The sequence below is a fragment of the Halosimplex pelagicum genome (assembly GCF_013415905.1).
Taxonomy (GTDB): domain Archaea; phylum Halobacteriota; class Halobacteria; order Halobacteriales; family Haloarculaceae; genus Halosimplex; species Halosimplex pelagicum.
Window position 1 is genome coordinate 3,387,079 of record NZ_CP058909.1, and the last position, 21,512, is coordinate 3,408,590.

The window sequence follows — 21,512 nt, forward strand, 5'->3', positions numbered from 1 at the left end:
TCAGACCACCTCCTCGCGGCGGTCGCCCTCGTTCGTCTGGACCGGTTCGAGTCGCTCGCCGTCGCGCTCGAGGAGCACTCGGTCGTCAGCAGCGGCGCACGCCCCGGAACAGTAGACCGTTTCGAGCGTCTGTTCCTCTTTCACGACCGACAGCGGGCCGAGAGAGATACGCCGCGGCGATCCCGACGAATGGACCTCGACGAACTCGTCGACACCGTCACGACTTGCGTGGCTCCGGACCCGTTCGCCGCAGGCGGCGCACGTCGCGTCACACTCTGGCGTCGCGTCGTCATGAGCGATTCCGGCGCCGATCAGGCCCAGGAACCCGCCGAGCACGATACCAGCAGTCACGTTGCCTTTGAGTCCCTGCTCGACCGCAAGCACGACCGCGCCGACGGCCAGCGCCAGGCCGAACATGCCAGGGATCCCGAGGTCCGACAGTCGCGCGTCGTCGACCTCGAACGGGTTAGACCGCATCGTCCACCTCCACGCTCAGGAACACGACCCCGACGATCAGCATCCCGATCCCGATGAACTGCTGGCCGGAGATCGAAATCAGCCCGGAGAGCCCGCCAGCGCCGATCCCGAGAATCCCGAAGTTGGTGACGAAGTACGGGTGTCCGACGATGAAGCCGAACGCGACTCCGACGATGTCGCCGAACTGGACGAGTCCGACGGCGACCGCGCTCATGCCACCGAGGATCAGCGCCAGCGCCCACCGACCGGTGATCGCCGTCGCCGTCGAGAGCGCGTCGCGACGGTCACGAACCCGGGCGTAGGCCATCAGAAACCGCCCGAGGACGACCAACAGCACCAGCACGAACCCCATCAGGAACGCCCCGACAAAGTCGAGCCCCGACAGAATGTTACCAGGCACGCCGATCACCCCCGCATGCGGGTGGGGTGTTGCGCCCTCGCCGCGAGGACTGTCTGTGCGCCGTTTCCGCCGTGTGAATCCGTTTCATCTGTCTTCTTGCCAGTCTTGAATCTTGTCGACCAGTCTGTCGAGCTGTACCCCGACGTACACCAGCGCCGCTCCCAGGAGCACCTGGGTCCCGAGGTTCGGGAAGCCCAGCTCCGGAAGGATCGTCGCGCCGCTCGTCGCGAGCGCTGGGAACCAGTAGGTCGCCGTCGACGAGACGAGCGCCCACGCTGGTTCGAACGCGCCGAAGCCGAGTTGCCCGATCGCGCTCACGACCACCGCGAGCCCCGTCACTGGATGCTTGAGTCGCTCTATCACCTGCATGTCATCTCAGCCCCAGGAAATCGACGAGCGAACTCCCGCCCGGCAGCTCGCCCAACAGTGCGATTCCCGCTCGATACAGCACCGCAAGCGTCACCGCCCCGATCGCGATCGCGACGAGTGGCGCGAGCGGTCCAGCGGCCTGGGCTGCGCTCCCGAGCTGGATCTGTACCCAGCGGAACGCGCTCAGGATGTCGAAGCCCACGAACGCGAACGCGCCCGAGAGCTGTACCTGGACCCACGCCAGCGACAGCGTGGCGTAGTCGAACACCGACAGCACCGATGCGACGACGTAGCTCCCGAGGCCGAACACCGACTCGACGACGTACGTCGAGATGATCGCCGCCATCGCTCGCGGGATCGACCCGTACTCGCGATAGAGCGCCGCGATCTCACGGAGCGGACTGACCCAGGCCGTCGGGATGCCGATGAAAAGCCCACCACCGCCGTCGCTGCCGTCAGTTGGTGGCATAGGAGATCACCCTCGTTCCGATGTAGAACGCGACCAGTACCAGCCCGATCGCGACCGCGTAGCCGGCGATCCCCGCTTCGGAGACGAACCCGGCGGCGCCAGCCCAGCCGCCGCGGATCAGCGCCGGCCAGAGACCGAGCACGACCGCGACGAACGATCCGAGGAACTCGCCGAGCCCGCCCACGAGCCCGAGCGGGATGTCGACGAACGACAGGAACGTCGCGACGGATCCCTGGAAGTACGCGAGGATCGTCGCGCCGAACAGCGTCGACGCTACGCGCCCCCAGCGAATCGTCACGCCGTCGATGTACTCGCCGGGTTCGACCATGTTAGCCGTCCTCGTCGTCTTCCTCCGGCCCCGCGAATCCCGGCGTCGGGATGTCGAACGGGATCCCTGGGACGAAGTTGCCCGTCGGGTCCTCGCTCAGATACGCCACGACCAGGTACAGCGCCAGCAGCACGGCGCCGAACCCGAGCGCGAACGTGAGCGGCCCGAGGTTGAACATCCCGCCGGGGCCGATCGACAGCGCCGTCGCGATCGCGCCGACGTTGATGATCTGTGCCGACCCGCCGAAGATCGCCGAGACGAGCTCGCCGCTCGCGGTCGCCATGGCCGACACCGGGATGATGATCAGGTCGGCGACCGTCAGCACACCCGAGGCGACGGCACTGCCGCCAGCGAACAGCACGGCTCCGATCCCCCGGAAGATCACCGTCCGGAGATCGCCGGCTTCGGCCGCTCGGTTGAACAGCCGGCGAACGCGCGGACCACCGGCCGCGGACATGTTAGTTCCCTCCGCCGCCGAACAGGCGCGAGAGCCCGAGGCCTCCGCCCACCATCGCTACGACCGCCGTGATCTGGCCCCAGATGCCGCCGAAGAACCCGCCGCCGCCGGAGCCGGTCGGCCCCATGCCGGCGGACGTGTCCTGAATCGTGTCGACCTCCTCAGTCTGGTAGAGGATCACCGCGTGGAACCGGTAGTTCGTGTCGGCGGTCGCCGACGAGACCAGCTCCGCGGTCGTGTCCTGGCCCGAGAGCGCGCCCGTCATGCCGGTCATGGCCGAGTCCGACGCGTTGCCGAAGCCCGTCGACGAGTCGACGCCGCTGCCGACCTCGAGCACCGCGTAGCGCTCGTTGATGAGCCCCTGGTCGAACTCCAGCGCGAGGTCTCCGTGGCTCAGGTCGATCGCGGTCTTGACCGACAGGTCGCCGTAGAGTTCGAGCTTCTCCGGGTAGTTGTAGGCGTCCCCGCTGGAGAAGTTGACCGAGAACTCGCTCTCGTCGGTCAGGTCCGACAGCGCGTAGCTGACGTTGTAGACGCTCAAATCAGCGATCGTCGCCGTGTCGAACGTGTCACCGAGCGTCGACAGGCTGGTGATGTTCGTGACGCCGCCCTCGTAGATGTTGGTGACCGTCGTCGTCTCGAGGTCGCCGTCGTCGTCGGTGTCGCGCTCGATGTCCGCGAGGTCGACCTCGCCCTTCCGGTCGGCGTCGAGCCACGAGATCGTCACCTCGGCGTTCGCCTCGCTGGCGACCACGTCGATCTGCTGGATCGAGTCGAGCGTGCCGTCGCCGCCCGCGACGAGCGGCAAGTTCGAGACGCGCTCCTGGAAGACCAGGCTCGTGCCGGTGCCGTTGGCGATGACCGTCTCGTCCGACGCCATGCGCGAGGCGTTGATGTCCGCGTAGCGGTAGTCGCCGTCACCGTCGACGACGCGGACCTCCACGGTCGCGTCGGTGGTCAGCTCGTCGACGGTCCCGCCGAAGGTGAGCACCCGCTTGTTGGGGTCCGACTCGAGGGAGACGTTCTGGCCGAACGTCGCGGTCGCCGTCTCGGTGCTGGCGACCGACGCGTCGACGCCCACTTTCTCCACGCCGTCGGCGTCCGCGTCGGTCACCGACACCGACGAGCTGGCGCCCGAGGTGGTGGTCCAGTTGGCCGCGCTGGTCCACGTCGCCCAGTTGTCGCTCTCGGCGTCGATCCTGGGGAACTGGCCGAACGCCTCGGCGTTGACCTTGTCGAAGCGCAGGCCGACCGGCGTCGTCTGCGAGGAGTTGACCGACGCGTTGAGGGTCGTTACCTCGCCCGCGTCGTTGTAGTACTCGAGCGGGTCGCCCATCTGAGCGCGGTCGTGCTCGTGGATCGTGAGTTCGTCCTCGACGATCGTCGGGTTGGGCGTCTTGTCGTCCGAGAAGTTGAGCCCCGGCGACGCCGCCGCGGCTGGTGTCGCCGTCGCGACCATGATGGCCGCGAAGACGGCGAGCGCTGCGATTCCACTACGTCTGAGTTGATCCGAAATCATGTCTGGTTGAATACCGCTGGTTCGAAGGCTGTACACCGAGTTTCGGGTAGGAGTCGCGGAACGCTCCGAGGTACTCGAGAAACGCATCCGAGCACGCGAGTCCTCGCGGCTCGTCGGTCACGTGTCCCTCCCGAGCCGATCCAGTTGGGCTCGGGCGTGCTGGCGGTCACGCCAGCGTGCGGCGCCGATCGACAGCGCCGCCAGCCCGCCGACGACCGCCAGGCCGGCGATCGCCGTCGCGACGGTCACGCGTCCCTCCGCTCTCGGAGGACCTCGAGGAGCACGTCGTCGCGGATCGAGCCGCTGCCGTGGTCCTCGATGCCCTCGATGATCGTGTCGACGCGGTCGTCGCGGGTCATGCGCCCCTGTCAACGTTGCGCCAGTCGCGCCACGTCGGTCGCTCCGCTGTTTCGTCCCGATCCGCCTCGTCTTCGCCGCGTTGGGTGTCCGAGTCCATGGTTTTCTACCACCCCCGGATGCGGGTAGGGGTAGCCCGGCGGGTTGCGCCGGAACGCCTTTCATATGGACTACACCCTCCAAATTGGCCGCGAGGATTGGGAGATAATAGGGGAACCTCTACACAGAGACTCGGTAGACGATAGGGAGAGAATAGATAGAGACGGGTTCACCCACCGGGAATGCTTTTGATAAGTGGTAATCGACTGGTTACCACATGTCGGGTCAAAAGCAGTACTCCCGTACCGTCACGGCACAGGGTCCCGGAACGCTCGGAACGAGTCTCCCCGCCGGGTTCGTCAACGAGTTCGGGATCGAGAAGGGCGACGAACTGAAGATCGAGGATCTCGACTGGGACGACGGCACGATCACGTTCCGCGTCTGACCATGTCGGGATCACTTCTCCCCCGCGAACCCCGTGCGACCGTGTTTGACCGCGACCGCTCCCGGTCGCGAGCGCACAGAAACGCATCCGCGATATTGCACACGACCGCGCAACCCCCCGTGTGCAATATCACTCGCTCGCGAACGCTCACGAGCGCGAGAACTGTCGGCCGGCAGAGACAAACAGCCGATTCGGCTCGATATCTGGTCTCCAGTCGCGCGAAGATCCTCGCTGAGAGAGCGATGTGTGCAATTTAACGATGCGTATCAGAATGACCGAGTCTCGGGAGAGGCGGCTCGATCACCTCCTTGAGGCCACAGGCGAGAACACGAAAAGCAAGGCGCTCGATGTCGCTGCCGAGTACTACATCCGCATGGCTGGCGGGTCCGGCGCGGTCCCGAAGGGCCAGGTCCACGAACTCATGACCGTCGCCACGGATCAGGGTTCGGTCACGCCCGAGGAGATCGCGACGATTCTCGACACCGACGAGCTGCCCGTCGAGTACGAGCGCCGCTGGTCCGTGGGTGAGCGAGAGTAGAACTGAGTGAACTGCAGAGGCTTACAGGATTCCTGCAAGCATCAAAGCCTGAATAGTGGATACTACCAAGATTCCAGCCGTTATCCATCGCTGTCTCTGGGCCACCGTCTGGTTCTCTTCTCGAACTTGACCCAGTTCATCTTTCAGTGTTTCCTCGAGATCTTCGATAGCCTCTGCATCAAGGTTCCCGCGCATACTTTTGACCATTATCAGCTACCTCTTTTTCGTTTTACCGTCTGGTTTGACTTATATGAGGGCGCTTAGAGGGTGAAACAGTCTGTCATTCTCGGTGGCCATTCCGATGAGTAATTTGGCCCCGTTACTGGGCGGTTCGGAGACACGCTTACGGTAGGAGACCAGGAGCGCTCACATGCGTGTATCCATCATAACAGACAGGACACGGATCGCGCTCAAGTTCAGTCTCAATGTGGAACCGCTGGTAGTAGACTAACGGGCCTCCGTGGTATAGTAGCTCCTGGCCGCGTTCACAGTCGCCATCTATCCGATGATACATATCGCGTTCGAGTAACTTCGGCTTCATACAACCTGGCTACCACCCCCGGGCTTAAATATAGGCACGAAAATTCCGGTGAACAAGGGCCAAATTGGGTGGAGAGAAGTGAGGCAACCACTTTCATTACTTTCACCTACCGAGTACTTGCCACTCGCCTGATTCTCGGGTATATCTATCCCTCAAATCCGACGTTTCACTTTCACTGTGACCCTCAGACTCGGTTTTTATATACCACATCTCAAACTCGGTGACCGGACATGTCGGCCGAGAAACTGAGGATCGAGACGCAGGAGGATAGCTGGCGGCTCCGCTGTCCGAACGGGCACAAGGTCGCGCCGACGAACAATCACTGGTACTGCCACAGCTGCGCGAACTCCTGGCACGAGGACGCCGAGCCGGAGATCGACGAGGCGATCGACCAGAAGACCGGGCGGAGCCTAACCCGCGACGAGGTCGAGCTGGACTTCGACGCTCCCGGGATCTACTATGCCTGAAGAATGCGTAGCCGTTTTCGCGAGGAAGCTACTCGGGGTCGTCCAGAAACTCACGACCCTCGGAAGTAATCCACCACGCGCGCCCCTGCCCGATCTTCTTGGAATCGACAAGACGCCGATCTTGGAGGTCTCGGAGACGCTTGTATACTGCCGTTTTGCTCACCGGGAACTCACTCGCCAGTTCAGGGGCAGATACGACTGGATCGGACGAATCCAGAATCAGTTCGAGAATCTGCTCGTCAGAAACCACTGGCCTTCGACCTCCTCGATCGCCCGACTCGTCCGAATCGCCCATACACCACTCTCAAACGTATCATGCATAAACTCTCATATCCCGAACATAAGTTACTTTGGGGTTCCTAAGAACGCCGCAATAACTAAGTTACGCCAGGATAACCATACGAGTCAGATCGACACGGCGCTCCTCGGGGTCGTCGACTCTCGGAAAACGGGGGTCGACGCCCGTGTGCCAGCACGGGCGTCGTGTCGGTCAATCAGGTGACCTGCTATGGCAAACGACCCCCGGGCTCAAAAATATACCCGGAATACGGCGGATAAGCACCGATTTCCAGACAGTTGCCCGACGTGCAGCACCGCGATCGACGGGATCAAAGCGGACGGTCCCGGGCTGCGGCGTGCCGACCCCTGCGGACACCAGATTCCGAGTCAGACTATGCAAGACCCATCGACAGAGACAGACGCATCGCTCGCGACCGACGGCGGCACCAAGGCGAACGGAGGTGTCGAGCGGTGAACACCGAGTCGGCGACCTGCGGGGTGTGCGGCCGCAGTGTCCCGCTCGACCAGGACCACGTCAAGGTCGACGCCGAGACCGTCCGGACGCGCGACCGCAACGAGGCCGACGACTACGTTCTCCACCCGAGGTGTGCGGATGCAGTGTTCGAGGGATGGAGGTGCCCTGCATGAACGCCCGGCGTATCGTCGGTCCGACCGACGAGCCGGTCTCTCCCCAGCACCAGTGCGGTGGCTGCGAAGCCGAGTACTTCAACGCCGAGGCGGCGGCCGAGTGTTGTTCCGCTCGCCTGCGAGCCGACGGCGGCACTGAGCGCCCGCCGTTCGTCGATCCGCACGCCGAGACCGTGAAGTGCCACTTCTGCAGCCGAACGTGGGACCCCGTCGTGGTCGACGGCTTCGACCTGTCCGCCGAAGACGAGTACTACCCGAAGATGGTCCCGGTCTGTCCGGAGCACGCAGGAGGATGCCGATGAGCGGAACTGACCGGCCGAGTGCTATTAACGTCCGGTCCGACGAGGACGCGCCTGACGAATGCGAAAACTGTCCGAGAGTGCTCAAAACCGTCGCATACGTCAACGGTCGTACCCTGTGCGGACGCTGCTACGGTTGGAAGATGGGCTACTACCGCGGAGAGCCTGAGTACTCAGTAGACACGGACCAGGAGGGCCACGGCGACCACCGATGAACGGTCGAGAACGTGGTCCCCGGATGCTGACCGCTCGCGAAGCGATGGAACGCTGGTTGAACCAGCAGAAGACCAGCAAGAGCGAGGAGACGCTGGAGACGTACTTCTACCGGCTGAAGTTGTTCGTCGAGTGGTGCGAGGGGCGCGGCATCGCGACCGTCTCCGAGCTGACCGGCTGGGACTTCGACACCTACGAGAACGACCGTCTCGCCGAGGATATCGCCGGCACCTCGCTCCAGAACGAAATGAAGACGATCCGGAACTGGATCAAGTACCTGGAGCGCATCGAGGCCGTCGACGAGGGGCTCTCTGAGAAGGTCCACGTCCCGGACGTACCGGACTCCGAACAGTCCGACGAGACGAAACTCCACCCCGACGACGCTCGTCCGCTGCTGGACTACTACCGGAACACGCCGCCGCTCTACGGGACGGTGCGCCACGCCTGGCTCGAGCTGGCCTGGCACACCGGCGCCCGGATGGGCGGCACCCGAGCGCTGGACGTTCGCGACTACGACAGCGAGAACCGGCGCGTCGAGTTCCACCACCGGCCGGACACGGACACGCCGCTGAAAAACAAGCTCGACGGCGAGCGCCCGGTCGGCTTCCCCCGGTCGGTGGCGGACGCGATCGACCACTATCTCCAACACCACCGCCACGATCTCCACGACGACCACGGCCGCCAGCCGTTGTTCACCACGTCGCAGGGCCGACCGGCGACGAACACGATCCGCGACTGGAGCTACCGGGTCACCTTCCCGTGCCTCCATACTGCGTGCCCGCACGGCTACGAGGCGGATACCTGCGACTTCAAGGACCCGCACCAGGCGAGCAAGTGCCCGTCGTCGCGGTCACCGCATCAGGTCCGGACGGGCTCGATCATCTGGCAGCGCGACCTGGGTTTCCCGCCGGAGGTCGTCGCCGAGCGGGTGAACGCGTCGATCGAGACGATCGAACAGTACTACGACCACGCTACCGCCCTCGAGAAGCTCGAGGAGCGGCGGCGCCCGTACATCGAGCGGATGGAATCCGAGTAACCATGAGTATAAAAACTGCCCACACCACCGAAGACCGGTTCGACAAGTACAGCCGTGGGCAGTGCCGATCTGCCGAGATTTCGAGGCTCGGCGGTCCCACTTCATTAAAAGGGCTAGCGGCTTCTCCGCGGAGTTTTACTCTTTCGAGTCGGTCACCGTAGATCGCGCGTCCGAGCGCGGCGTCGAACGTGCTCTTCTTGCCCGGGACTCGGCACGCCGAGAGTACCCGTCCGACCTTGTTCCTCGAACCACGTGGCACGTGCAAAACTGTTATCACTGCGCCCCAGTAACAGCAGACTATGAGCGAGAATGCGCGCGACACCGGCGGTCGCTACTCCAGAAAGCTCACCGAACAGGACCTCTTGAAGGTCTTCGACTACGAGACCGACGCCGAGGAGCCCATGCTCGCGGCCTCGGAGATCGTCGACGCGCTGTACGACCGCTTCGATATCGACGTGTCCGACGAGACCGTGCGGCGGCGACTCCGTTCGATGGAGGACGATGGCACGGTGTCCAGCAAGCGATTCGGTGCGCGGGCCGTCGGATGGACCGCACTGGTCGCGCCGCGGCTCGATCCCGACGTCGCCGCGGACGCCGACGAGCTGGCGGACGCCGACCGCGACGAGTACACCGCACTCAACGACCTGTAACGGATGGCCGAGGTGTTGCTGTCGCCGCAGGCGAGGGAGTGGTTGACCGACCAGACCGACGACGTGAGCGAGCGCGTGAAGGCGAAACTTCGCGACGCCGGCGAGGCTCCCGGACGCTTCCTGAAGCCGCTGAGCGGTCGCGACGACTACCGGCTCCGGATCGGCGACTATCGCGCGGTTGTCGACTGGCGACGGGACGACGGGGAGCTTCGCGTCCAGCGGATCGGCCACCGAGACGGGTTCTACGAGTAGCGCCCTCCCCGAGGCGAAAAACGAGCAGACGGCCGCTCAGTCCCCGTCGGGAATCTCGAACGCCCGCTTCCGAACGCCCCCGTTGCCCCGTCGTTCCAGAGCCACCAACTCCCCCTCGGTCTCTACCATCACGGCCTCGCCGCCGGACTCCTCCAGATTCGCGCGGATGACGTTCTCGCAGACCACGTTGCCCTTCTGGACGACCTCGTCCTGGCGCGTGTGGCCCACTATCTGGAGCGGCGCGTCGTCGCTCAGGAACTTGAAGTCGAGCCAGGCGATGCCGGCGCCGAAGGCGCGGCCGCCGCCGCGACCGATGCCGAGGACCTCCTGATAGTCGTCGACGAGACGCTCCTGGGTCGCCTCGTCGTCGTCGGTGCCGATCGCGTCGCGAAGCTCTCCGGCGGCTTCGGCGAACCGGTCGTTCAGTCCCGCGGCGTCGTAGTCACGGACCCGACCGGCGTGGGCGTAGGTGAACGCGTAGCCGTCGTAGGCGGCGACGACGTGGCCGTCGGCGATGGCCTCGCAGAGCCGGCGGCGGTCGTCGTCGGACTGCTGCCCCGAGAACCAGGTCTCCCAGCTCACCAGGTCCTGGAAGAGGACGCCCCACTCGTGGTTGCCCAGCGTGACGCGGACGTGGCCCGGCGGGGCCTCGCGGGCGAGGCGTTCGACGAGTTCGATGACGGCGGCGTTGTCGGGGCCGCGATCCACGAGGTCGCCGTTGAACACCAGCACCGACTCGTCGCCGTCGGCCCAGTGGAGCCGGCCGTCCGCGTCGACCTCGACGAGCGGGTCGAAGTCGGGGTGGTCGCCGACGGCTGTAAGCGCCGAGCGGGCGGCGTCGAGATAGCCGTGGATGTCGCTGATGCTGACGATGCGTGGGCTGTCGGCGTCGAGCGCGTCGACGCCGTCGCGAGCGGCGCGGGGCATCGAGTCGTCATGGTCGGGAGTGAGATCTATCATGGCGGACGGGTAGAGCGGTCTGTCAGCCGATGGATACACCGCAGGGCATCAAAACGGCTTCGGAGGGGTCCTCTCGCTCGCGCTAAACACAAAACTCATATCGCGGGGCTGAAAGAACATAGACAGATGGATAGAGTGCGGCAGTGGGCGCACGCGGCCTACGAGCGGTTGCTCGAACTCGAGCTGTCGGGGACGCCCAGTCACGTCGCCGTCATCCAGGACGGCAACCGGCGGTACGCGCGACAGCGGGGCGACGACGCCTCGGACGGCCACCGGGCGGGCGCGGAGACGACCGAGCAGGTACTGGAGTGGTGTCGGCAGACCGGCGTCGACGAGCTGACGCTGTACACCTTCTCGACGGAGAACTTCGAGCGCCCGGCGGAGGAGAACGAGGCGCTGTTCGACCTGCTGTGCGAGAAGCTCCGCGAGTTCGCCGACGCCGACCGGGTCCACGACTCGGAAGTCCGGATCCGGGCGATCGGCGAGACGGAGAAACTGCCCGAGCGGGTGCGCGAGGCGATCGACTACGCCGAGCGCCGGACCGCGGGGTACGACAACCTCCAGCTGAACATCGCGCTGGCGTACGGCGGCCGCGCCGAGTTGCTCTCGGCGGCCCGGGACGTGACGAGCGAGGTCGAGCGCGGCGCGCTCGACGCCGGGGATATCGACGTCGAGACGATCGAACGGCGGCTCTACGAGGGGCCGAGCCGCGACGTGGACCTGATCGTGCGGACCGGCGGCGACGAGCGCACGTCGAACTTCCTGCCGTGGCACGCCAACGGCAACGAGGCGGCCGTCTACTTCTGTACGCCCTACTGGCCGGAGTTCCGGAAGGTCGACTTCCTGCGGGCGATCCGGACATACGAACACCGCGAGGAGTCCTGGCGGAAGACCCGCGCGCGGCGGGCGCTCGCGCTGGTCCGTGCGCTCGGCGGCGCCGAGGTCAACGACGCCCGACGCGTCCTCCGGCGGTTCAAGGACGCGCTCCCGAGCGCCGAACGCGAGGCCCTCGAATCGGAGACCGACGCCGAGTTCGAACGCACCGCCGACTGAGCCGTTCGTTCCCGCGCTCGCGAACCTGATTCCGGTGACTCGATGGCCCGATAGCCGATCGTCGGCCTCGATTGCGTGCCACTTGTACCCACGTGACGGTACGCTTAAGTAGACCAGGCGTGTGGCATCATCTATCATGGCACATTCGGGGTCGGACGCCGACGCGTTCGTGACGCACGGCACGCGGCCGCGCAGCGTCGCGCGGGCGAGTCGCCGGCTGGGGCTCGCGCTCCTCGGTGCGGCGGGACCGGCGGTCGTGACGGCGTTTCTGGTGGCGGTGACTCGTCCCGGGACGGCCGGCCCGCTCGCCTGGGTGGGCGAGGCGATGGCGACGCCGCTGGTCGGCGGGAGCGGCCTCACCTGGGCGTTCCACGTCGCCGCGGTCACCGGCCTCGCTGGCGTGTGGATCGTCGGCTTCGCGCTCGTCGTCGAGGGGTATTTCGGCGTCGAGTAACTTCGAGATCCGGTCGAGAGGGAGTCTTCTGCGGCGGCACTCCTGCGACTGTTCAGTCGTTCCCGCGCGCTTCCGCCTGCGCGTCCTCGGCGTTCGGACCGGCCCGGCCGCGGACGTTGAAGCCGCCGGTCTCGGCGCGGCCGGTGAGTTCCCGCTGGGGGAAGGGGATCTTGATGTCTTCCTCCTCGAAGGCGGCCTTGACGGCGCTGACGACGGCGGAGACGGCCTTCCACTTTCGCGGTGGGGTAGGGTGGTCGATCCAGAAGCGCATCTCGAGGACGACCGACGAGTCGCCGAACTCCTTGGGGAACACCTGGGGCGGCGGGGCGTCGACGACTTCGCTGCAGTTGGAGATGGCTTCGATGGCGACCTGCTTGGCGCGGTCGGGGTCGGTCTCGTAGTCGATGCTCACGTCGACGCGGATGCGCAACAGCCCCTTCTGGCTCCGGTTCGTGATCGGTCGGTCGGAGACGCGGTCGTTGGGGATGATGACGAACTCGCCGTCGAAGTTCTCCAGGCGGGTGTGGAAGATGGTGATGTCGGTGACGATACCCTCCTCGCCGCCGATCTCCACCCAGTCGCCGATGGTAAAGGGACGGGAGAACATGAGGACGAACCCGGCGATGAGCGAGCCCAGCGTCTGGCGGGCGGCGAAGCCGACGACGATGCCGAGGAAGCCGGCGCCGACGAGGAGGCCGCCGAGGTTCGTGTCCCAGATCCCCAGGATGACGATCCCCGCGAAGCCGAACAGGAACAGCTGGGCGGTCCGCAGGAGGATCTCCTCCTGGTGGTCGGTCAGCCACTCCGCGTGGCGGCCGAGGTTGGTGACGGCGTTGGAGAGGTATCGGGCGACCGCGTACGCGGCGAAGAACACGGCCACCGAACCCAGAGCGCGCCCGAGGGCCTGAAGCTCCTGGTCGTTCGTCAACTCGTCGGCAAGCGTCGCGAGCGCCGGGCCGTATCCCCAGAGGTACACCAGCGAGAAGCCGCCGCCGACGAGCAGGGACAGCTGTGCGGCGCGCAACACCGCTCCGCTGACGGCCCACTGCAGGGCGGAGTCCTGAACCCCCTGGATCAGCCGCGGGAGGACCAGCCAGCCGAAGGTCGCGACGACGGCGAGCAGCAACGCGGTGACGCCGAGCCGGGCGCCGAGCGTCTCGAACCCCGTGAGGAACGACCGGGCGGCGTCGACCGGCGTCGCCTGTAGCATACCTCGGGGTTCGTGAGTCGACAGTCTTGGGCGTTGCGCTTGTCGGCCCGACCGCGAGTGTCGCGGCGCGGCGCGATCCGGGCAGCGAACCTACAAATGGGCGGGCGCCGTCGGGGACGCTATGAACCGACGAGCGGCGTCGAGTGCCGGTTGGGACAGGCCGCTCGTGATCGGTGCCGTCTACGGGCTGACGGCGCTGGCGTACACGGCCGCGTACGTCACGCTCGTGAGTCCCTACGGTCTATTTCTGATCTCGGCGGGGATGCTCGTCGGCTCGTCGACCGTCGCCGCCGTGCTCTCTGGCGTGCTCGTCCATCGACTCGAAACCGCTGTCGACCCCGTGTCGAGGATACGGACGGACGCGTTCTCGGGGATGTTCGTCGGCTGGCTGACGCTGGTGATCGCGGGGCCGCTGGCCGTCCTCGGCATGACGATACCGATGTACGTCGGTCCGGTGACGAACGTCTCGCTGATCACGCCGCTTCTGATCGCGGCCTATCTCGTCGGCGTCGTCGGGTACGGGCTGATCGGGACGCTCATCGCCCTGGTCGCGACGGTCGGGACGCCGATCCTCCTCACGGGCGCGGTCGGCGTCGTGCTCGGGTACCTCCGCCGTCGGTCGAGCGCCGCCGCTGTCGTGCCGCCGGAGGGCTCCGGGGGCTGATTGCCGTCGCTCCCGGGTCGGAACGCGGAGAGAGAACTGAAACCGGTCGAAATTCAGACGCCGCGGCCTTGCATCTTCTCTTCCTCGGGCAGGTCGGCGTTGGCGTCGCCCTTCATGCCGGCGCCGATGTTGGAAGCGATCTCGGCGAGGGTCTCGGGGTCGTCCCAGTTGTTGACGGCCTCGACGATCGCCGTGCCCATCGCCTCGGGGTCCTCGGCGCCGAAGATGCCCGAGCCGACGAAGATGCCGTCGCAGCCGTGGTGCATCATCAGCGCGGCGTCGGCGGGCGTCGCGATGCCGCCGGCGGCGAAGTTGACGACGGGGAGCCGCCCCATCTCGGCGGTCTCGTGGACGAGTTCGGCGGGCGCCTCGTTCTCGCGGGCCCACTTCTCGCGCTCCTCGTGGGTCGCGCCCTCCAGCTCGCGAATGGCCCCTTTGATGTTGCGCTGGTGGTGGACGGCCTGGTTCACGTCGCCGGTGCCGGCCTCGCCCTTGGTGCGGATCATCGCCGCGCCCTCGTCGATGCGGCGGAGCGCCTCGCCGAGGTTGCGGGCGCCGCAGACGAACGGGGAGGTAAAGTCGCGCTTGTCGATGTGGTAGCGGTCGTCCGCGGGCGTGAGGACCTCGCTCTCGTCGATCATGTCGGCGCCGGTCGCTTCGAGGATCTGGGCCTCCTTGGTGTGGCCGATGCGGGCCTTGCCCATGACGGGGATGGAGACCTCGTCGATGATGGATTCGAGCGAGGCGGGGTCGGCCATGCGGGCGACGCCGCCGCGCTTGCGGATGTCGGCGGGGACGGCTTCGAGGTTCATCACCGCGACGGCGCCCACGTCCTCGGCGATGCGGGCCTGCTCGCGGTTCACGACGTCCATGATGACGCCGCCCTTCTGCATCTTGGCGAACCCGCGCTTGACCAGCTCGGTCCCGCGGCGGAGTTCCTCTAGGTCCGTTTCGTCGGTCATACCCCCGGCTTGGCGTCGGACTCACTTAACGAGTATCGTTCGCCGCCGTCTCGCCGGAGTCGGCGTCCCGAGGTTCCGGCGCCGTGTGTTATTTGCCGCACTCGCCCGTTGCCGCGAGCATGACGGACACGCAGTCGAGCGAGGAGCCGTTCGCGACCGAGGTGACGGTCGACGCCGGCGACCGGAGCGACTGGTCGGTCTCGCCGCGGATCTTCGGCGCCTACGTCGAACACTACGGCCGCGAGATCTACCCCGGTATCTACGCCGAACACCTGACGAACAACTCCTTCGAACCGTGGTGCTTCGAGCGGAAGACCGCCGAACGGAGCCGTCTCGCCTACGACGAAGACGAGATTCCCGAACACGAGGGGATCGCCTACCCCTGGCAGCCGGTCGGCGACGCGACGTTCGAGACCCCCGAGGGCGGCGTCCACGGCGGCGACCGGAGCCGCTTCCAGCGGATGACCGTCGACGGCGACGCGGGCGGCGTCTCCCAGCGAGTCCCCCTGCCGGACTACCGCACCGCCGAGTACGACCTGTCGGTCTCAGTCCGCGGCGAGGGCGTCGAGGCGGTCGAGGCGCGACTCACCGACCTCGACGGCGAGGTGCTGGCCGCGGTCGAGATTCCCGTCACCGACGAGTGGGTCCGCCACGAGGACCTCCGGCTCGAACTCGCCGGTGAGAGCGACGTTCGGTACCCCGCCGAGGGGGCCGACGGCGGCTTCCGGGACAACTCCGCCCCCCACGGGGAGTACCGGTTCGAGTTCGTCGCCGAGGGGGAGGGGGGCGTCGACCTCGACTGGGCGACGTTGCTGTCCGGCGACGCCGTCGACGGAAAGTTCAACCCCGAGATGCTGGAGCGGATGGAGGAACTCGCCGTGGAGTCCATCAAGTGGCCGGGCGGCAACTTCGCGAGTCACTACCGCTGGCGCGACGGCGTCGGCCCGCTCGAAGACCGCCCCGTCAGCGAGGCGCCCGGCTGGAGCGGTCTCGAACCGAACTTCCTCGGGACGGCCGAGTTCGTCGACCTCTGCGAGCGGATCGGCGTCGAACCGATGATCACGGTCGGCTGGTGGGCGGAGATCGGCCCCGAGGAGGCCGCCGACTGGGTGGAGTACTGCAACGGCGACCCCGACGAGACGGAGATGGGCGCGCTGCGGGCCGAGCACGGCTACGAGGAGCCCTTCGACGTACGGTACTGGGAGATCGGCAACGAGGTCTGGGGCCCGTGGCAGTTCGGCCACACCGCCGACCCGTGGGAGTTCGCCGGGGGGTCCGACGAGCGGGCGGGCGTCGACGCCTACTACGACGCGATGACCGCTGTCGACCCGGATATCACGGTGTTCGCGGACCTGCTCGACCCGGGGTACACCCGCTTCGAGGCCGACGCCGACGAGTGGGCCGAGGCGCTGTTCGCCGAGGTCGGCGACCGCATCGACGGCGTCGACACCCACCACTACAACTTCGGGATCCGCCGCAGCGACGAAGACAGCCCCGAGGAGTGGGTTGAGGACCACGACGCTGACCCGATCGACTACATGGAGACGCTCGTCGCCTATCCGACGCAGTACGAGCGTGAGCTGGCGGATCTCGCCGCGGACGCTGCGGCCCACGGCGTCGACCCGTTCGTGATCAACGTCGGCGAGTGGGGGCTGTACCCCCACCTCGGGGAGGATTGGCCCGATATCGGAATGGGGACGACCGCCAGCGCCGCCTACACCGCGGGGATGTTCGGCGCGTTCGTCCGACAGGGCGACGCCGTCCGCCGCGCTTCGCACACCCACATGCCGGTCAAGCAGTTCCCCGACACCGGGGGGTCGAACGCCACGCCGCTCGACCCCGTCGCGCAGGTCCAGCGGCTCTACGCCGAGGTGCTCGCCGACGGCCGCGACTGGCACGCGCTCGGTGTCGAAGTCGACGGCCCCGCGCGGACGCTCCCGGAACTCGGGACGCGGGTCGAGCGCATGGAGGGTGTCCCCTACGTCGACGCCACGGCGGTCGTCGACGACGCGGGCGAGGAACTGGCCGTCTTCCTCGCCAATCGGAATCTCTCCGAGGGGGCGACCGTGACGGTCGACCTCGGACCCGACGCGGCCGACCGCTCGGTCGCCGTCGACACCCTGGAACCGACCGACAGCCCCCACGACCAACAGGAGTCCCGCTCCGAACCCGACGCATACAGGATCGACCGCTCGACCGAGACCGTGAGCGACGACGGGACCGTCGCGGTCGAACTCGCCCCCTCCGCGGTGGCTCGCCTCCGGATCGACTGATCCGTCGGCTCGACCGTCCGACCGCTATCGTTTTGCGCGCGGCGTCCACAGGGTCGAGCATGTCGGCCGTGAACCGGGCGGGTCGCCGCATCGAGCGGGTCGTCGCCCGCTACTTCGACGCGCCGCTGCCCGACAGCGATGGCCTCCCCGCCTACGTCGCGCCGCTGCCCGACTGGCTGGAGGACCTGGGTCTCCGCCTCGCGTGGCCCATCGCGCTGGTCAACCTCGTCGGCACCCTCTTTGGCTTCTGGTACTACGCCGGCCAACCCACCGACCTCGCCCCGCCGATCCTCGGGGGGCAACTGGGCGCCGCGCCGCTGGCCGCCTACCCGCTCATCCCGGACTCGCCCGTCGCGACGCTGTTCATCGGTCTCTCGCTGGTCGCCTGGAAGCTCGACCTCGACGCCGACCCGCTGCACGCGCTCGCCTTCTTCGGCTGTATCAAGCTCGGCCTGTGGACGCCGTTCGTCCAGCTCGTCCTCAACGGGCCCGGCGGCATCGCCGCCTGGCTCTACTGGTTCCTGATACTCAGCCACCTCGCGATGGCCGTCGAGGCGTTCCTGATCCACCGCTACGCCGCCCTCTCCGTCGGGTCGGTCGCCCTCGCGCTCGCCTGGTACGGCTTCAACGACGTGGTCGACTATTTCTGGCCGATCCTGGAGGGGCCACACCACACCTGGCTGCGCGCCGAGCCGTTCGTCGCGGCCGGGCTCCCCGACCACACCGTCCCCGCCCACGACCTCGCGGCGGCCTGGGCGGTCGTCCTCACGCTGGTCGCCGCGTTCCTCGCGCTGGCGACCCGCGTCGAGAAGGTGAAACGCGGTGCGGCCTGAGACCGGTCGCCCGGCCATCGGTCGCCGAGAACTCCGGGAAGGTGCTTCCGCGGTCCGAAGCTATACCCCCGGGTCGGCCGTCTCTGTGATATGGTATCGTTCAGCGACTCGGAGCGCAGGGCGTTCGCGCGCGACGGCTTCCTCGTGCGCGAGGACCTCCTGCCGGCCGGGATCGTCGACGACGCTCGCGCGGCGGTCGTCGACGCGATGGACGCCGATCCGGACGATCCCGAGACGCTCGTCGGCGCCGGGTACGAGGTGGCGCTGGAGGGCGTCGACCAGCCGCCGCTGACCGCGGTCGCCGAGGCGCTGTTCCCCGCCGCCGAGGCGCTCGTCGGCGAGGGCGTCCTCGAACCGCCGGGCGCGGGGATGCAGGTCGCCTTGGAGTTCCCCGACACCGACGCCGCCGAGTCGGTCCACGGCGCTAAGACCGTCGACGGCCACCTCGACGGCTACGCCGCCTTCGACGAGAACCCCGAGGTGACGACCTTCCAGCTCGGCGCCGCCGTCTACTTCGACGACGTGGGCCCCCGCGGCGGTGGGTTCACGGTCTGGCCCGGCTCCCATCGGGCAGCGGCCGCGTACTTCGCCGACCACGCGCTGGAGTCGGTCGGCGGCAAGCCGAACAACTCCCAACTGCCCGCGACGGGTGACGAACCGGGCGAATGGGACTACGACCGCCGGCTCCACGACCAGTGGGACCCCTACGAGATAGCGGGCTCGGCCGGCACGGTCGTCCTCTGGCACGGGCTGTTGACCCACGCGGCCGGGATCAACACCGGCGAGCGCGTCCGGATGGCCGGCATCGAGCGGTTCGCCCGCGAGGACATCGAGGACGTTCGTCGGGATGCAGCTTCGGATCTCTTCGAGTACTGGCCCGCGATGGCCGGCGTCCCCTTCGTGGAGGGTGGTGAGCCGGTCGTTTCGGAGTGACAATACTGCGGTCGTGCCCCTTCGGCTCAGCGTCATCGCGTCAGGAGTTCTGTAGCTATGACAGTACCAGTGGTTGTTCGTCGGCGCGACCTTGTGTCCGTGCGGGCACCGGTGCCGTCAACTCTCCTCCTGCGTCTCGATCCTCAGTTTCTCGGCCGACATATCCAGTCGGCGAATTTGAGATGTGGTATATAAAAACCGAGTCTGAGGGTCACAGTGAAAGTGGAACGGCGAATTCCATAGAGTTGCTTGGGTGTGTCTCGGATATCTGCTGCTTAGAAGGGGAACGAAAGTAGTACAACTGATCCGAACATGGGACCATTCTAGCAACCTCCTCGAACGAACAAACCCGTATATATTTTAGGCGCGTGCTCGAATCCCAAATAAGGCCGCACCACGTAATGTATTTAGAAGATATTCGTGTCCATGGATTCAAAGGTATACGCGACCTGCGGTTCAAACCTAATCGAATTAATCTTATCACTGGGCCAAACAATTCCGGTAAAACATCCTTCTTAGAGTCTCTTAACCTGGTATTTAATCCTCAGATCATCAGTGAGTGGGAAGATAATATCGACTATCTAATCAATGCCAAATCGAAAACGGCTGCCATTGATTGTGAATTTTCAGGCCATCAAACCACATTTAACGATTTTTCGGACACTGACAAGGATGACAGTAGACTGAAGAACCGCGAACTAGGGCTTAGACCTCCTCGGAAGTCCGAAGCTCTCGATGCATTTGTAGATGTACTTCTCACCCTTTCGTCACAGGGCCCTGATACTGATTACTACGTAGACCGGCTATTTGGGCGTACTCTTAGTCCTGAGGATTTCGAGACGATAACTGATGATTCGCAGTTTCACGAGATCGTAGATGAATCATTGAGGGAGACAATCATCACTGCATCTGAAGATCTAGATCAGAGTACGATTCGGGACAGTTGTATCGTTCTGTCTGTGGATGGAGAAGAATATCCCTACATCTATCTTGAAGATTCGATTTACAGTGGTCTGCGCGCTGAAATCTCTAATATGGCGGCGCGCCGGGCACTAACGAAATTATATCATGAGGAGGACGAGATCTTTGCTAATGAGGATCAAATTAACCGGCTCCAGCAGATGTTCTCCGATCTGTTGATCCCCCGGTTAGGAAAAGATAGGTTTGTATATGAAAAGCCATCATCGGTAGGCCAAGTTGTATTCGCGAATACAGAAACGGTAACCGGTGAAAATGTAGATCTGAGTAAAAATAATGGTGCGGTCAGACTTCAAAACATCGAGAAATACGTTAAGAAGACCTCCATCTTGCGGAATTTAGAAGATCTATCTTTTGACTACTTAGTGTTCAATGAAGATGGCGAAGAGTATCAGGTACCGTACGGCTTCATGGGTCAAGGATTCCAACAGGTGATGACAATCTTGTGGGAGTTGTATAAATCAGATGTATCTGAAACTGTGTTCTTGCTGGAAGAAGCAGAAAATCACATGCATCCGGGGTATGTAAATAAATTGGTATATTTCTTAGTTGACCTTGCCATGGAAGAAGAAATCCAGCTCTTCATTACCACCCACGATCTGGACTTCCTAGACGCATTCTTTTCACAAAATATAGGCAATGATGAAGTTTCATTCCTGAAGGATCACTTCAAGTTGTTGAAAATGGGTAGGCGATACTCAGAACAATTAGACTATTCACAGGCTGAAAAAGAACTCGAGGACATACATACAGACTTGCGTGGGATATGAACCAAATTTTTCTCAGCGAAGGGAAGAACGATACAGAGATGCTAGAAGTCGTATTTAACTCCGTATACAGCGATTTGGATTCCCAAAGGATCGACTTAGAAGACCATTCTTCCGATGGGTTAATAAAACAAGAATCATCTATGATTAGAAAGTTTCTGGAATATCGGAGCGATAAGGATCTATTGCTAAAATCTGAGGGGGGAAAACCAAAACTCAAAACCGCAGTCGCGAGCTTGTCAAGGGAACTTCTGGACTATTTGGACTGTTTTGAATTATACGTGGTGATTGACCTTGATGGCGGATCAATTGATGGCATTATTGAGGATATAGACGAGGAATTAGAGACGCGATCGACAACAAATAGGGCCTCATTGGAGAAATCAGGGTCTTTAGAGCCAGCTTCGCCGTTTCTCATACAGGATACCGTATTTTCATATCGGCATCTAGAGTACGAGATCAGGTTCATAACATTAGAGTACACACTAGAAGATGTTGCAAATATAGATAAGAACACAGATTCAGGAGAAGACCAGCGACAAAAAGTTCGCAATATCTCGCAACGAGAAGATATCCAATCTGTGCTTTCTGAATATACATAGAATTCGGGCACTAATCTAATTAGTTAATCGATTTTGATAA

General features: G+C 64.4%; 31 protein-coding genes. 18 read left to right on the forward strand and 13 right to left on the reverse strand.

Annotated features, from left to right (window positions below; genetic code table 11):
- The 8 genes from HZS54_RS16985 to HZS54_RS26485 form a co-directional block, all read right to left on the reverse strand.
- Entirely contained in the window at positions 1-477 is a 477-nt protein-coding gene (locus HZS54_RS16985) for a hypothetical protein (RefSeq protein ID WP_179918270.1), read from the reverse strand.
- Positions 467-877: a hypothetical protein gene (locus tag HZS54_RS16990; protein ID WP_179918271.1), complete on the reverse strand. Its 411-nt coding sequence runs from the start codon at positions 875-877 to the stop codon at positions 467-469. Before HZS54_RS16990 ends, HZS54_RS16985 begins: the two co-directional genes overlap by 11 nt.
- A gap of 84 nt (positions 878-961) precedes the next feature.
- The gene (locus HZS54_RS16995) at positions 962-1,246 is read right to left on the reverse strand and encodes a hypothetical protein (RefSeq protein WP_179918272.1); all 285 of its coding nucleotides are present in this window, start codon (positions 1,244-1,246) and stop codon (positions 962-964) included.
- 1 nt (position 1,247) lies between these two features.
- Positions 1,248-1,715 (reverse strand): hypothetical protein, encoded by a 468-nt coding sequence (locus HZS54_RS17000; protein ID WP_179918273.1) that lies wholly within the window; start codon positions 1,713-1,715, stop codon positions 1,248-1,250.
- Positions 1,702-2,043: a hypothetical protein gene (locus tag HZS54_RS17005; RefSeq protein WP_179918274.1), complete on the reverse strand. Its 342-nt coding sequence runs from the start codon at positions 2,041-2,043 to the stop codon at positions 1,702-1,704. The genes HZS54_RS17000 and HZS54_RS17005 overlap by 14 nt, the downstream gene beginning before the upstream one ends.
- A 1-nt stretch (position 2,044) precedes the next feature.
- Positions 2,045-2,500: a hypothetical protein gene (locus tag HZS54_RS17010; protein WP_179918275.1), complete on the reverse strand. Its 456-nt coding sequence runs from the start codon at positions 2,498-2,500 to the stop codon at positions 2,045-2,047.
- 1 nt (position 2,501) lies between these two features.
- Entirely contained in the window at positions 2,502-4,019 is a 1,518-nt protein-coding gene (locus HZS54_RS17015; RefSeq protein ID WP_179918276.1) for a hypothetical protein, read from the reverse strand.
- Positions 4,020-4,136: 117 nt separating this feature from the next.
- Positions 4,137-4,268 (reverse strand): hypothetical protein, encoded by a 132-nt coding sequence (locus HZS54_RS26485; RefSeq protein WP_281377686.1) that lies wholly within the window; start codon positions 4,266-4,268, stop codon positions 4,137-4,139.
- A 273-nt stretch (positions 4,269-4,541) separates the two neighbouring features.
- Here HZS54_RS26485 and HZS54_RS26490 point away from each other — a divergent pair, with 273 nt between their 5' ends.
- The 3 genes from HZS54_RS26490 to HZS54_RS17025 all read left to right on the forward strand — a co-directional run bounded on the left by HZS54_RS26490 (position 4,542) and on the right by HZS54_RS17025 (position 5,398).
- Positions 4,542-4,667: a hypothetical protein gene (locus HZS54_RS26490; protein WP_281377687.1), complete on the forward strand. Its 126-nt coding sequence runs from the start codon at positions 4,542-4,544 to the stop codon at positions 4,665-4,667.
- A gap of 25 nt (positions 4,668-4,692) precedes the next feature.
- Positions 4,693-4,860: a hypothetical protein gene (locus tag HZS54_RS17020; RefSeq protein WP_179918277.1), complete on the forward strand. Its 168-nt coding sequence runs from the start codon at positions 4,693-4,695 to the stop codon at positions 4,858-4,860.
- A gap of 271 nt (positions 4,861-5,131) precedes the next feature.
- Positions 5,132-5,398 (forward strand): hypothetical protein, encoded by a 267-nt coding sequence (locus HZS54_RS17025; protein WP_246391676.1) that lies wholly within the window; start codon positions 5,132-5,134, stop codon positions 5,396-5,398.
- 21 nt (positions 5,399-5,419) lie between these two features.
- Here the strand turns inward: HZS54_RS17025 and HZS54_RS17030 are convergent, their stop codons facing one another.
- The gene (locus HZS54_RS17030; protein ID WP_179918279.1) at positions 5,420-5,593 is read right to left on the reverse strand and encodes a hypothetical protein; all 174 of its coding nucleotides are present in this window, start codon (positions 5,591-5,593) and stop codon (positions 5,420-5,422) included.
- 576 nt (positions 5,594-6,169) lie between these two features.
- Here HZS54_RS17030 and HZS54_RS17035 point away from each other — a divergent pair.
- Positions 6,170-6,406, forward strand: a complete 237-nt coding sequence (locus HZS54_RS17035) for a hypothetical protein (RefSeq protein ID WP_218927078.1) — start codon at positions 6,170-6,172, stop codon at positions 6,404-6,406.
- A 28-nt stretch (positions 6,407-6,434) separates the two neighbouring features.
- On the opposite strand, the gene HZS54_RS17040 is transcribed toward HZS54_RS17035, so the two are convergent.
- The gene (locus HZS54_RS17040) at positions 6,435-6,701 is read right to left on the reverse strand and encodes a winged helix-turn-helix domain-containing protein (protein ID WP_179918280.1); all 267 of its coding nucleotides are present in this window, start codon (positions 6,699-6,701) and stop codon (positions 6,435-6,437) included.
- A gap of 455 nt (positions 6,702-7,156) precedes the next feature.
- Between HZS54_RS17040 and HZS54_RS17045 the strand changes: the two genes are divergently transcribed.
- The 6 genes from HZS54_RS17045 (at position 7,157) to HZS54_RS17070 (ending at position 9,783) form a co-directional block, all read left to right on the forward strand.
- Positions 7,157-7,333 (forward strand): hypothetical protein, encoded by a 177-nt coding sequence (locus HZS54_RS17045; RefSeq protein ID WP_179918281.1) that lies wholly within the window; start codon positions 7,157-7,159, stop codon positions 7,331-7,333.
- Entirely contained in the window at positions 7,330-7,635 is a 306-nt protein-coding gene (locus HZS54_RS17050) for a hypothetical protein (protein ID WP_179918282.1), read from the forward strand. The genes HZS54_RS17045 and HZS54_RS17050 overlap by 4 nt, the downstream gene beginning before the upstream one ends.
- Positions 7,632-7,847, forward strand: coding sequence for a hypothetical protein (locus HZS54_RS17055; protein ID WP_179918283.1), 216 nt, complete (start codon positions 7,632-7,634; stop codon positions 7,845-7,847). Before HZS54_RS17050 ends, HZS54_RS17055 begins: the two co-directional genes overlap by 4 nt.
- A 23-nt stretch (positions 7,848-7,870) precedes the next feature.
- Positions 7,871-8,881: a tyrosine-type recombinase/integrase gene (locus HZS54_RS17060; protein ID WP_246391677.1), complete on the forward strand. Its 1,011-nt coding sequence runs from the start codon at positions 7,871-7,873 to the stop codon at positions 8,879-8,881.
- Positions 8,882-9,180: 299 nt separating this feature from the next.
- Positions 9,181-9,531 (forward strand): winged-helix domain-containing protein, encoded by a 351-nt coding sequence (locus tag HZS54_RS17065; protein ID WP_179918284.1) that lies wholly within the window; start codon positions 9,181-9,183, stop codon positions 9,529-9,531.
- Between the two features lie 3 nt (positions 9,532-9,534).
- Entirely contained in the window at positions 9,535-9,783 is a 249-nt protein-coding gene (locus HZS54_RS17070) for a type II toxin-antitoxin system RelE family toxin (protein WP_179918285.1), read from the forward strand.
- 36 nt (positions 9,784-9,819) lie between these two features.
- On the opposite strand, the gene HZS54_RS17075 is transcribed toward HZS54_RS17070, so the two are convergent.
- A complete protein-coding gene (locus HZS54_RS17075) occupies positions 9,820-10,743 on the reverse strand; it encodes a metallophosphoesterase (protein WP_179918286.1) in 924 nt (307 codons plus the stop codon).
- Positions 10,744-10,869: 126 nt separating this feature from the next.
- Between HZS54_RS17075 and uppS the strand changes: the two genes are divergently transcribed.
- Together uppS and HZS54_RS17085 are read left to right on the forward strand one after the other, a co-directional pair.
- Positions 10,870-11,796: a polyprenyl diphosphate synthase gene (gene uppS, locus HZS54_RS17080; RefSeq protein ID WP_179918287.1), complete on the forward strand. Its 927-nt coding sequence runs from the start codon at positions 10,870-10,872 to the stop codon at positions 11,794-11,796.
- A gap of 136 nt (positions 11,797-11,932) precedes the next feature.
- Positions 11,933-12,250, forward strand: coding sequence for a hypothetical protein (locus HZS54_RS17085; RefSeq protein ID WP_179918288.1), 318 nt, complete (start codon positions 11,933-11,935; stop codon positions 12,248-12,250).
- A 52-nt stretch (positions 12,251-12,302) separates the two neighbouring features.
- Here HZS54_RS17085 and HZS54_RS17090 read toward each other — a convergent pair whose 3' ends face one another.
- Positions 12,303-13,460, reverse strand: coding sequence for a mechanosensitive ion channel family protein (locus HZS54_RS17090; protein ID WP_179918289.1), 1,158 nt, complete (start codon positions 13,458-13,460; stop codon positions 12,303-12,305).
- Positions 13,461-13,581: 121 nt separating this feature from the next.
- Here HZS54_RS17090 and HZS54_RS17095 point away from each other — a divergent pair, with 121 nt between their 5' ends.
- Complete coding sequence (locus HZS54_RS17095) at positions 13,582-14,124, forward strand: hypothetical protein (protein ID WP_179918290.1); 543 nt, start codon at positions 13,582-13,584, stop codon at positions 14,122-14,124.
- A gap of 53 nt (positions 14,125-14,177) precedes the next feature.
- Here HZS54_RS17095 and pdxS read toward each other — a convergent pair whose 3' ends face one another.
- Positions 14,178-15,086, reverse strand: coding sequence for a pyridoxal 5'-phosphate synthase lyase subunit PdxS (gene pdxS, locus HZS54_RS17100; protein WP_179918291.1), 909 nt, complete (start codon positions 15,084-15,086; stop codon positions 14,178-14,180).
- A 119-nt stretch (positions 15,087-15,205) separates the two neighbouring features.
- Between pdxS and HZS54_RS17105 the strand changes: the two genes are divergently transcribed.
- The 5 genes from HZS54_RS17105 to HZS54_RS17125 all read left to right on the forward strand — a co-directional run bounded on the left by HZS54_RS17105 (position 15,206) and on the right by HZS54_RS17125 (position 21,472).
- Entirely contained in the window at positions 15,206-17,359 is a 2,154-nt protein-coding gene (locus HZS54_RS17105; RefSeq protein WP_179918292.1) for an alpha-L-arabinofuranosidase, read from the forward strand.
- Between the two features lie 59 nt (positions 17,360-17,418).
- Positions 17,419-18,192, forward strand: coding sequence for a DUF1405 domain-containing protein (locus tag HZS54_RS17110; protein WP_179918293.1), 774 nt, complete (start codon positions 17,419-17,421; stop codon positions 18,190-18,192).
- Between the two features lie 90 nt (positions 18,193-18,282).
- Entirely contained in the window at positions 18,283-19,125 is an 843-nt protein-coding gene (locus HZS54_RS17115; RefSeq protein ID WP_179918294.1) for a phytanoyl-CoA dioxygenase family protein, read from the forward strand.
- A 368-nt stretch (positions 19,126-19,493) separates the two neighbouring features.
- Positions 19,494-20,873: an AAA family ATPase gene (locus HZS54_RS17120; protein WP_179918295.1), complete on the forward strand. Its 1,380-nt coding sequence runs from the start codon at positions 19,494-19,496 to the stop codon at positions 20,871-20,873.
- A 38-nt stretch (positions 20,874-20,911) separates the two neighbouring features.
- A complete protein-coding gene (locus HZS54_RS17125) occupies positions 20,912-21,472 on the forward strand; it encodes a hypothetical protein (protein ID WP_179918296.1) in 561 nt (186 codons plus the stop codon).
- The last annotated feature ends 40 nt before the right edge of the window (positions 21,473-21,512 follow it).

Excerpts from the sequence above, each read along its gene's own strand:
- HZS54_RS16985 (WP_179918270.1), bottom strand. The coding sequence starts at position 477 with ATGCGGTCTAACCCGTTCGAGGTCGACGACGCGCGACTGTCGGACCTC.
- HZS54_RS16995 (WP_179918272.1), bottom strand. The coding sequence starts at position 1,246 with ATGCAGGTGATAGAGCGACTCAAGCATCCAGTGACGGGGCTCGCGGTG.
- HZS54_RS17000 (WP_179918273.1), bottom strand. The coding sequence starts at position 1,715 with ATGCCACCAACTGACGGCAGCGACGGCGGTGGTGGGCTTTTCATCGGC.
- HZS54_RS17005 (WP_179918274.1), bottom strand. The coding sequence starts at position 2,043 with ATGGTCGAACCCGGCGAGTACATCGACGGCGTGACGATTCGCTGGGGG.
- HZS54_RS17010 (WP_179918275.1), bottom strand. The coding sequence starts at position 2,500 with ATGTCCGCGGCCGGTGGTCCGCGCGTTCGCCGGCTGTTCAACCGAGCG.
- HZS54_RS17015 (WP_179918276.1), bottom strand. The coding sequence starts at position 4,019 with ATGATTTCGGATCAACTCAGACGTAGTGGAATCGCAGCGCTCGCCGTC.
- HZS54_RS26490 (WP_281377687.1), top strand. The coding sequence starts at position 4,542 with ATGGACTACACCCTCCAAATTGGCCGCGAGGATTGGGAGATAATAGGG.
- HZS54_RS17020 (WP_179918277.1), top strand. The coding sequence starts at position 4,693 with ATGTCGGGTCAAAAGCAGTACTCCCGTACCGTCACGGCACAGGGTCCC.
- HZS54_RS17025 (WP_246391676.1), top strand. The coding sequence starts at position 5,132 with ATGACCGAGTCTCGGGAGAGGCGGCTCGATCACCTCCTTGAGGCCACA.
- HZS54_RS17030 (WP_179918279.1), bottom strand. The coding sequence starts at position 5,593 with ATGCGCGGGAACCTTGATGCAGAGGCTATCGAAGATCTCGAGGAAACA.
- HZS54_RS17035 (WP_218927078.1), top strand. The coding sequence starts at position 6,170 with ATGTCGGCCGAGAAACTGAGGATCGAGACGCAGGAGGATAGCTGGCGG.
- HZS54_RS17040 (WP_179918280.1), bottom strand. The coding sequence starts at position 6,701 with ATGGGCGATTCGGACGAGTCGGGCGATCGAGGAGGTCGAAGGCCAGTG.
- HZS54_RS17050 (WP_179918282.1), top strand. The coding sequence starts at position 7,330 with ATGAACGCCCGGCGTATCGTCGGTCCGACCGACGAGCCGGTCTCTCCC.
- HZS54_RS17055 (WP_179918283.1), top strand. The coding sequence starts at position 7,632 with ATGAGCGGAACTGACCGGCCGAGTGCTATTAACGTCCGGTCCGACGAG.
- HZS54_RS17060 (WP_246391677.1), top strand. The coding sequence starts at position 7,871 with ATGCTGACCGCTCGCGAAGCGATGGAACGCTGGTTGAACCAGCAGAAG.
- HZS54_RS17065 (WP_179918284.1), top strand. The coding sequence starts at position 9,181 with ATGAGCGAGAATGCGCGCGACACCGGCGGTCGCTACTCCAGAAAGCTC.
- HZS54_RS17070 (WP_179918285.1), top strand. The coding sequence starts at position 9,535 with ATGGCCGAGGTGTTGCTGTCGCCGCAGGCGAGGGAGTGGTTGACCGAC.
- HZS54_RS17075 (WP_179918286.1), bottom strand. The coding sequence starts at position 10,743 with ATGATAGATCTCACTCCCGACCATGACGACTCGATGCCCCGCGCCGCT.
- uppS (WP_179918287.1), top strand. The coding sequence starts at position 10,870 with ATGGATAGAGTGCGGCAGTGGGCGCACGCGGCCTACGAGCGGTTGCTC.
- HZS54_RS17085 (WP_179918288.1), top strand. The coding sequence starts at position 11,933 with ATGGCACATTCGGGGTCGGACGCCGACGCGTTCGTGACGCACGGCACG.
- HZS54_RS17090 (WP_179918289.1), bottom strand. The coding sequence starts at position 13,460 with ATGCTACAGGCGACGCCGGTCGACGCCGCCCGGTCGTTCCTCACGGGG.
- HZS54_RS17095 (WP_179918290.1), top strand. The coding sequence starts at position 13,582 with ATGAACCGACGAGCGGCGTCGAGTGCCGGTTGGGACAGGCCGCTCGTG.
- pdxS (WP_179918291.1), bottom strand. The coding sequence starts at position 15,086 with ATGACCGACGAAACGGACCTAGAGGAACTCCGCCGCGGGACCGAGCTG.
- HZS54_RS17105 (WP_179918292.1), top strand. The coding sequence starts at position 15,206 with ATGACGGACACGCAGTCGAGCGAGGAGCCGTTCGCGACCGAGGTGACG.
- HZS54_RS17110 (WP_179918293.1), top strand. The coding sequence starts at position 17,419 with ATGTCGGCCGTGAACCGGGCGGGTCGCCGCATCGAGCGGGTCGTCGCC.
- HZS54_RS17115 (WP_179918294.1), top strand. The coding sequence starts at position 18,283 with ATGGTATCGTTCAGCGACTCGGAGCGCAGGGCGTTCGCGCGCGACGGC.
- HZS54_RS17125 (WP_179918296.1), top strand. The coding sequence starts at position 20,912 with ATGCTAGAAGTCGTATTTAACTCCGTATACAGCGATTTGGATTCCCAA.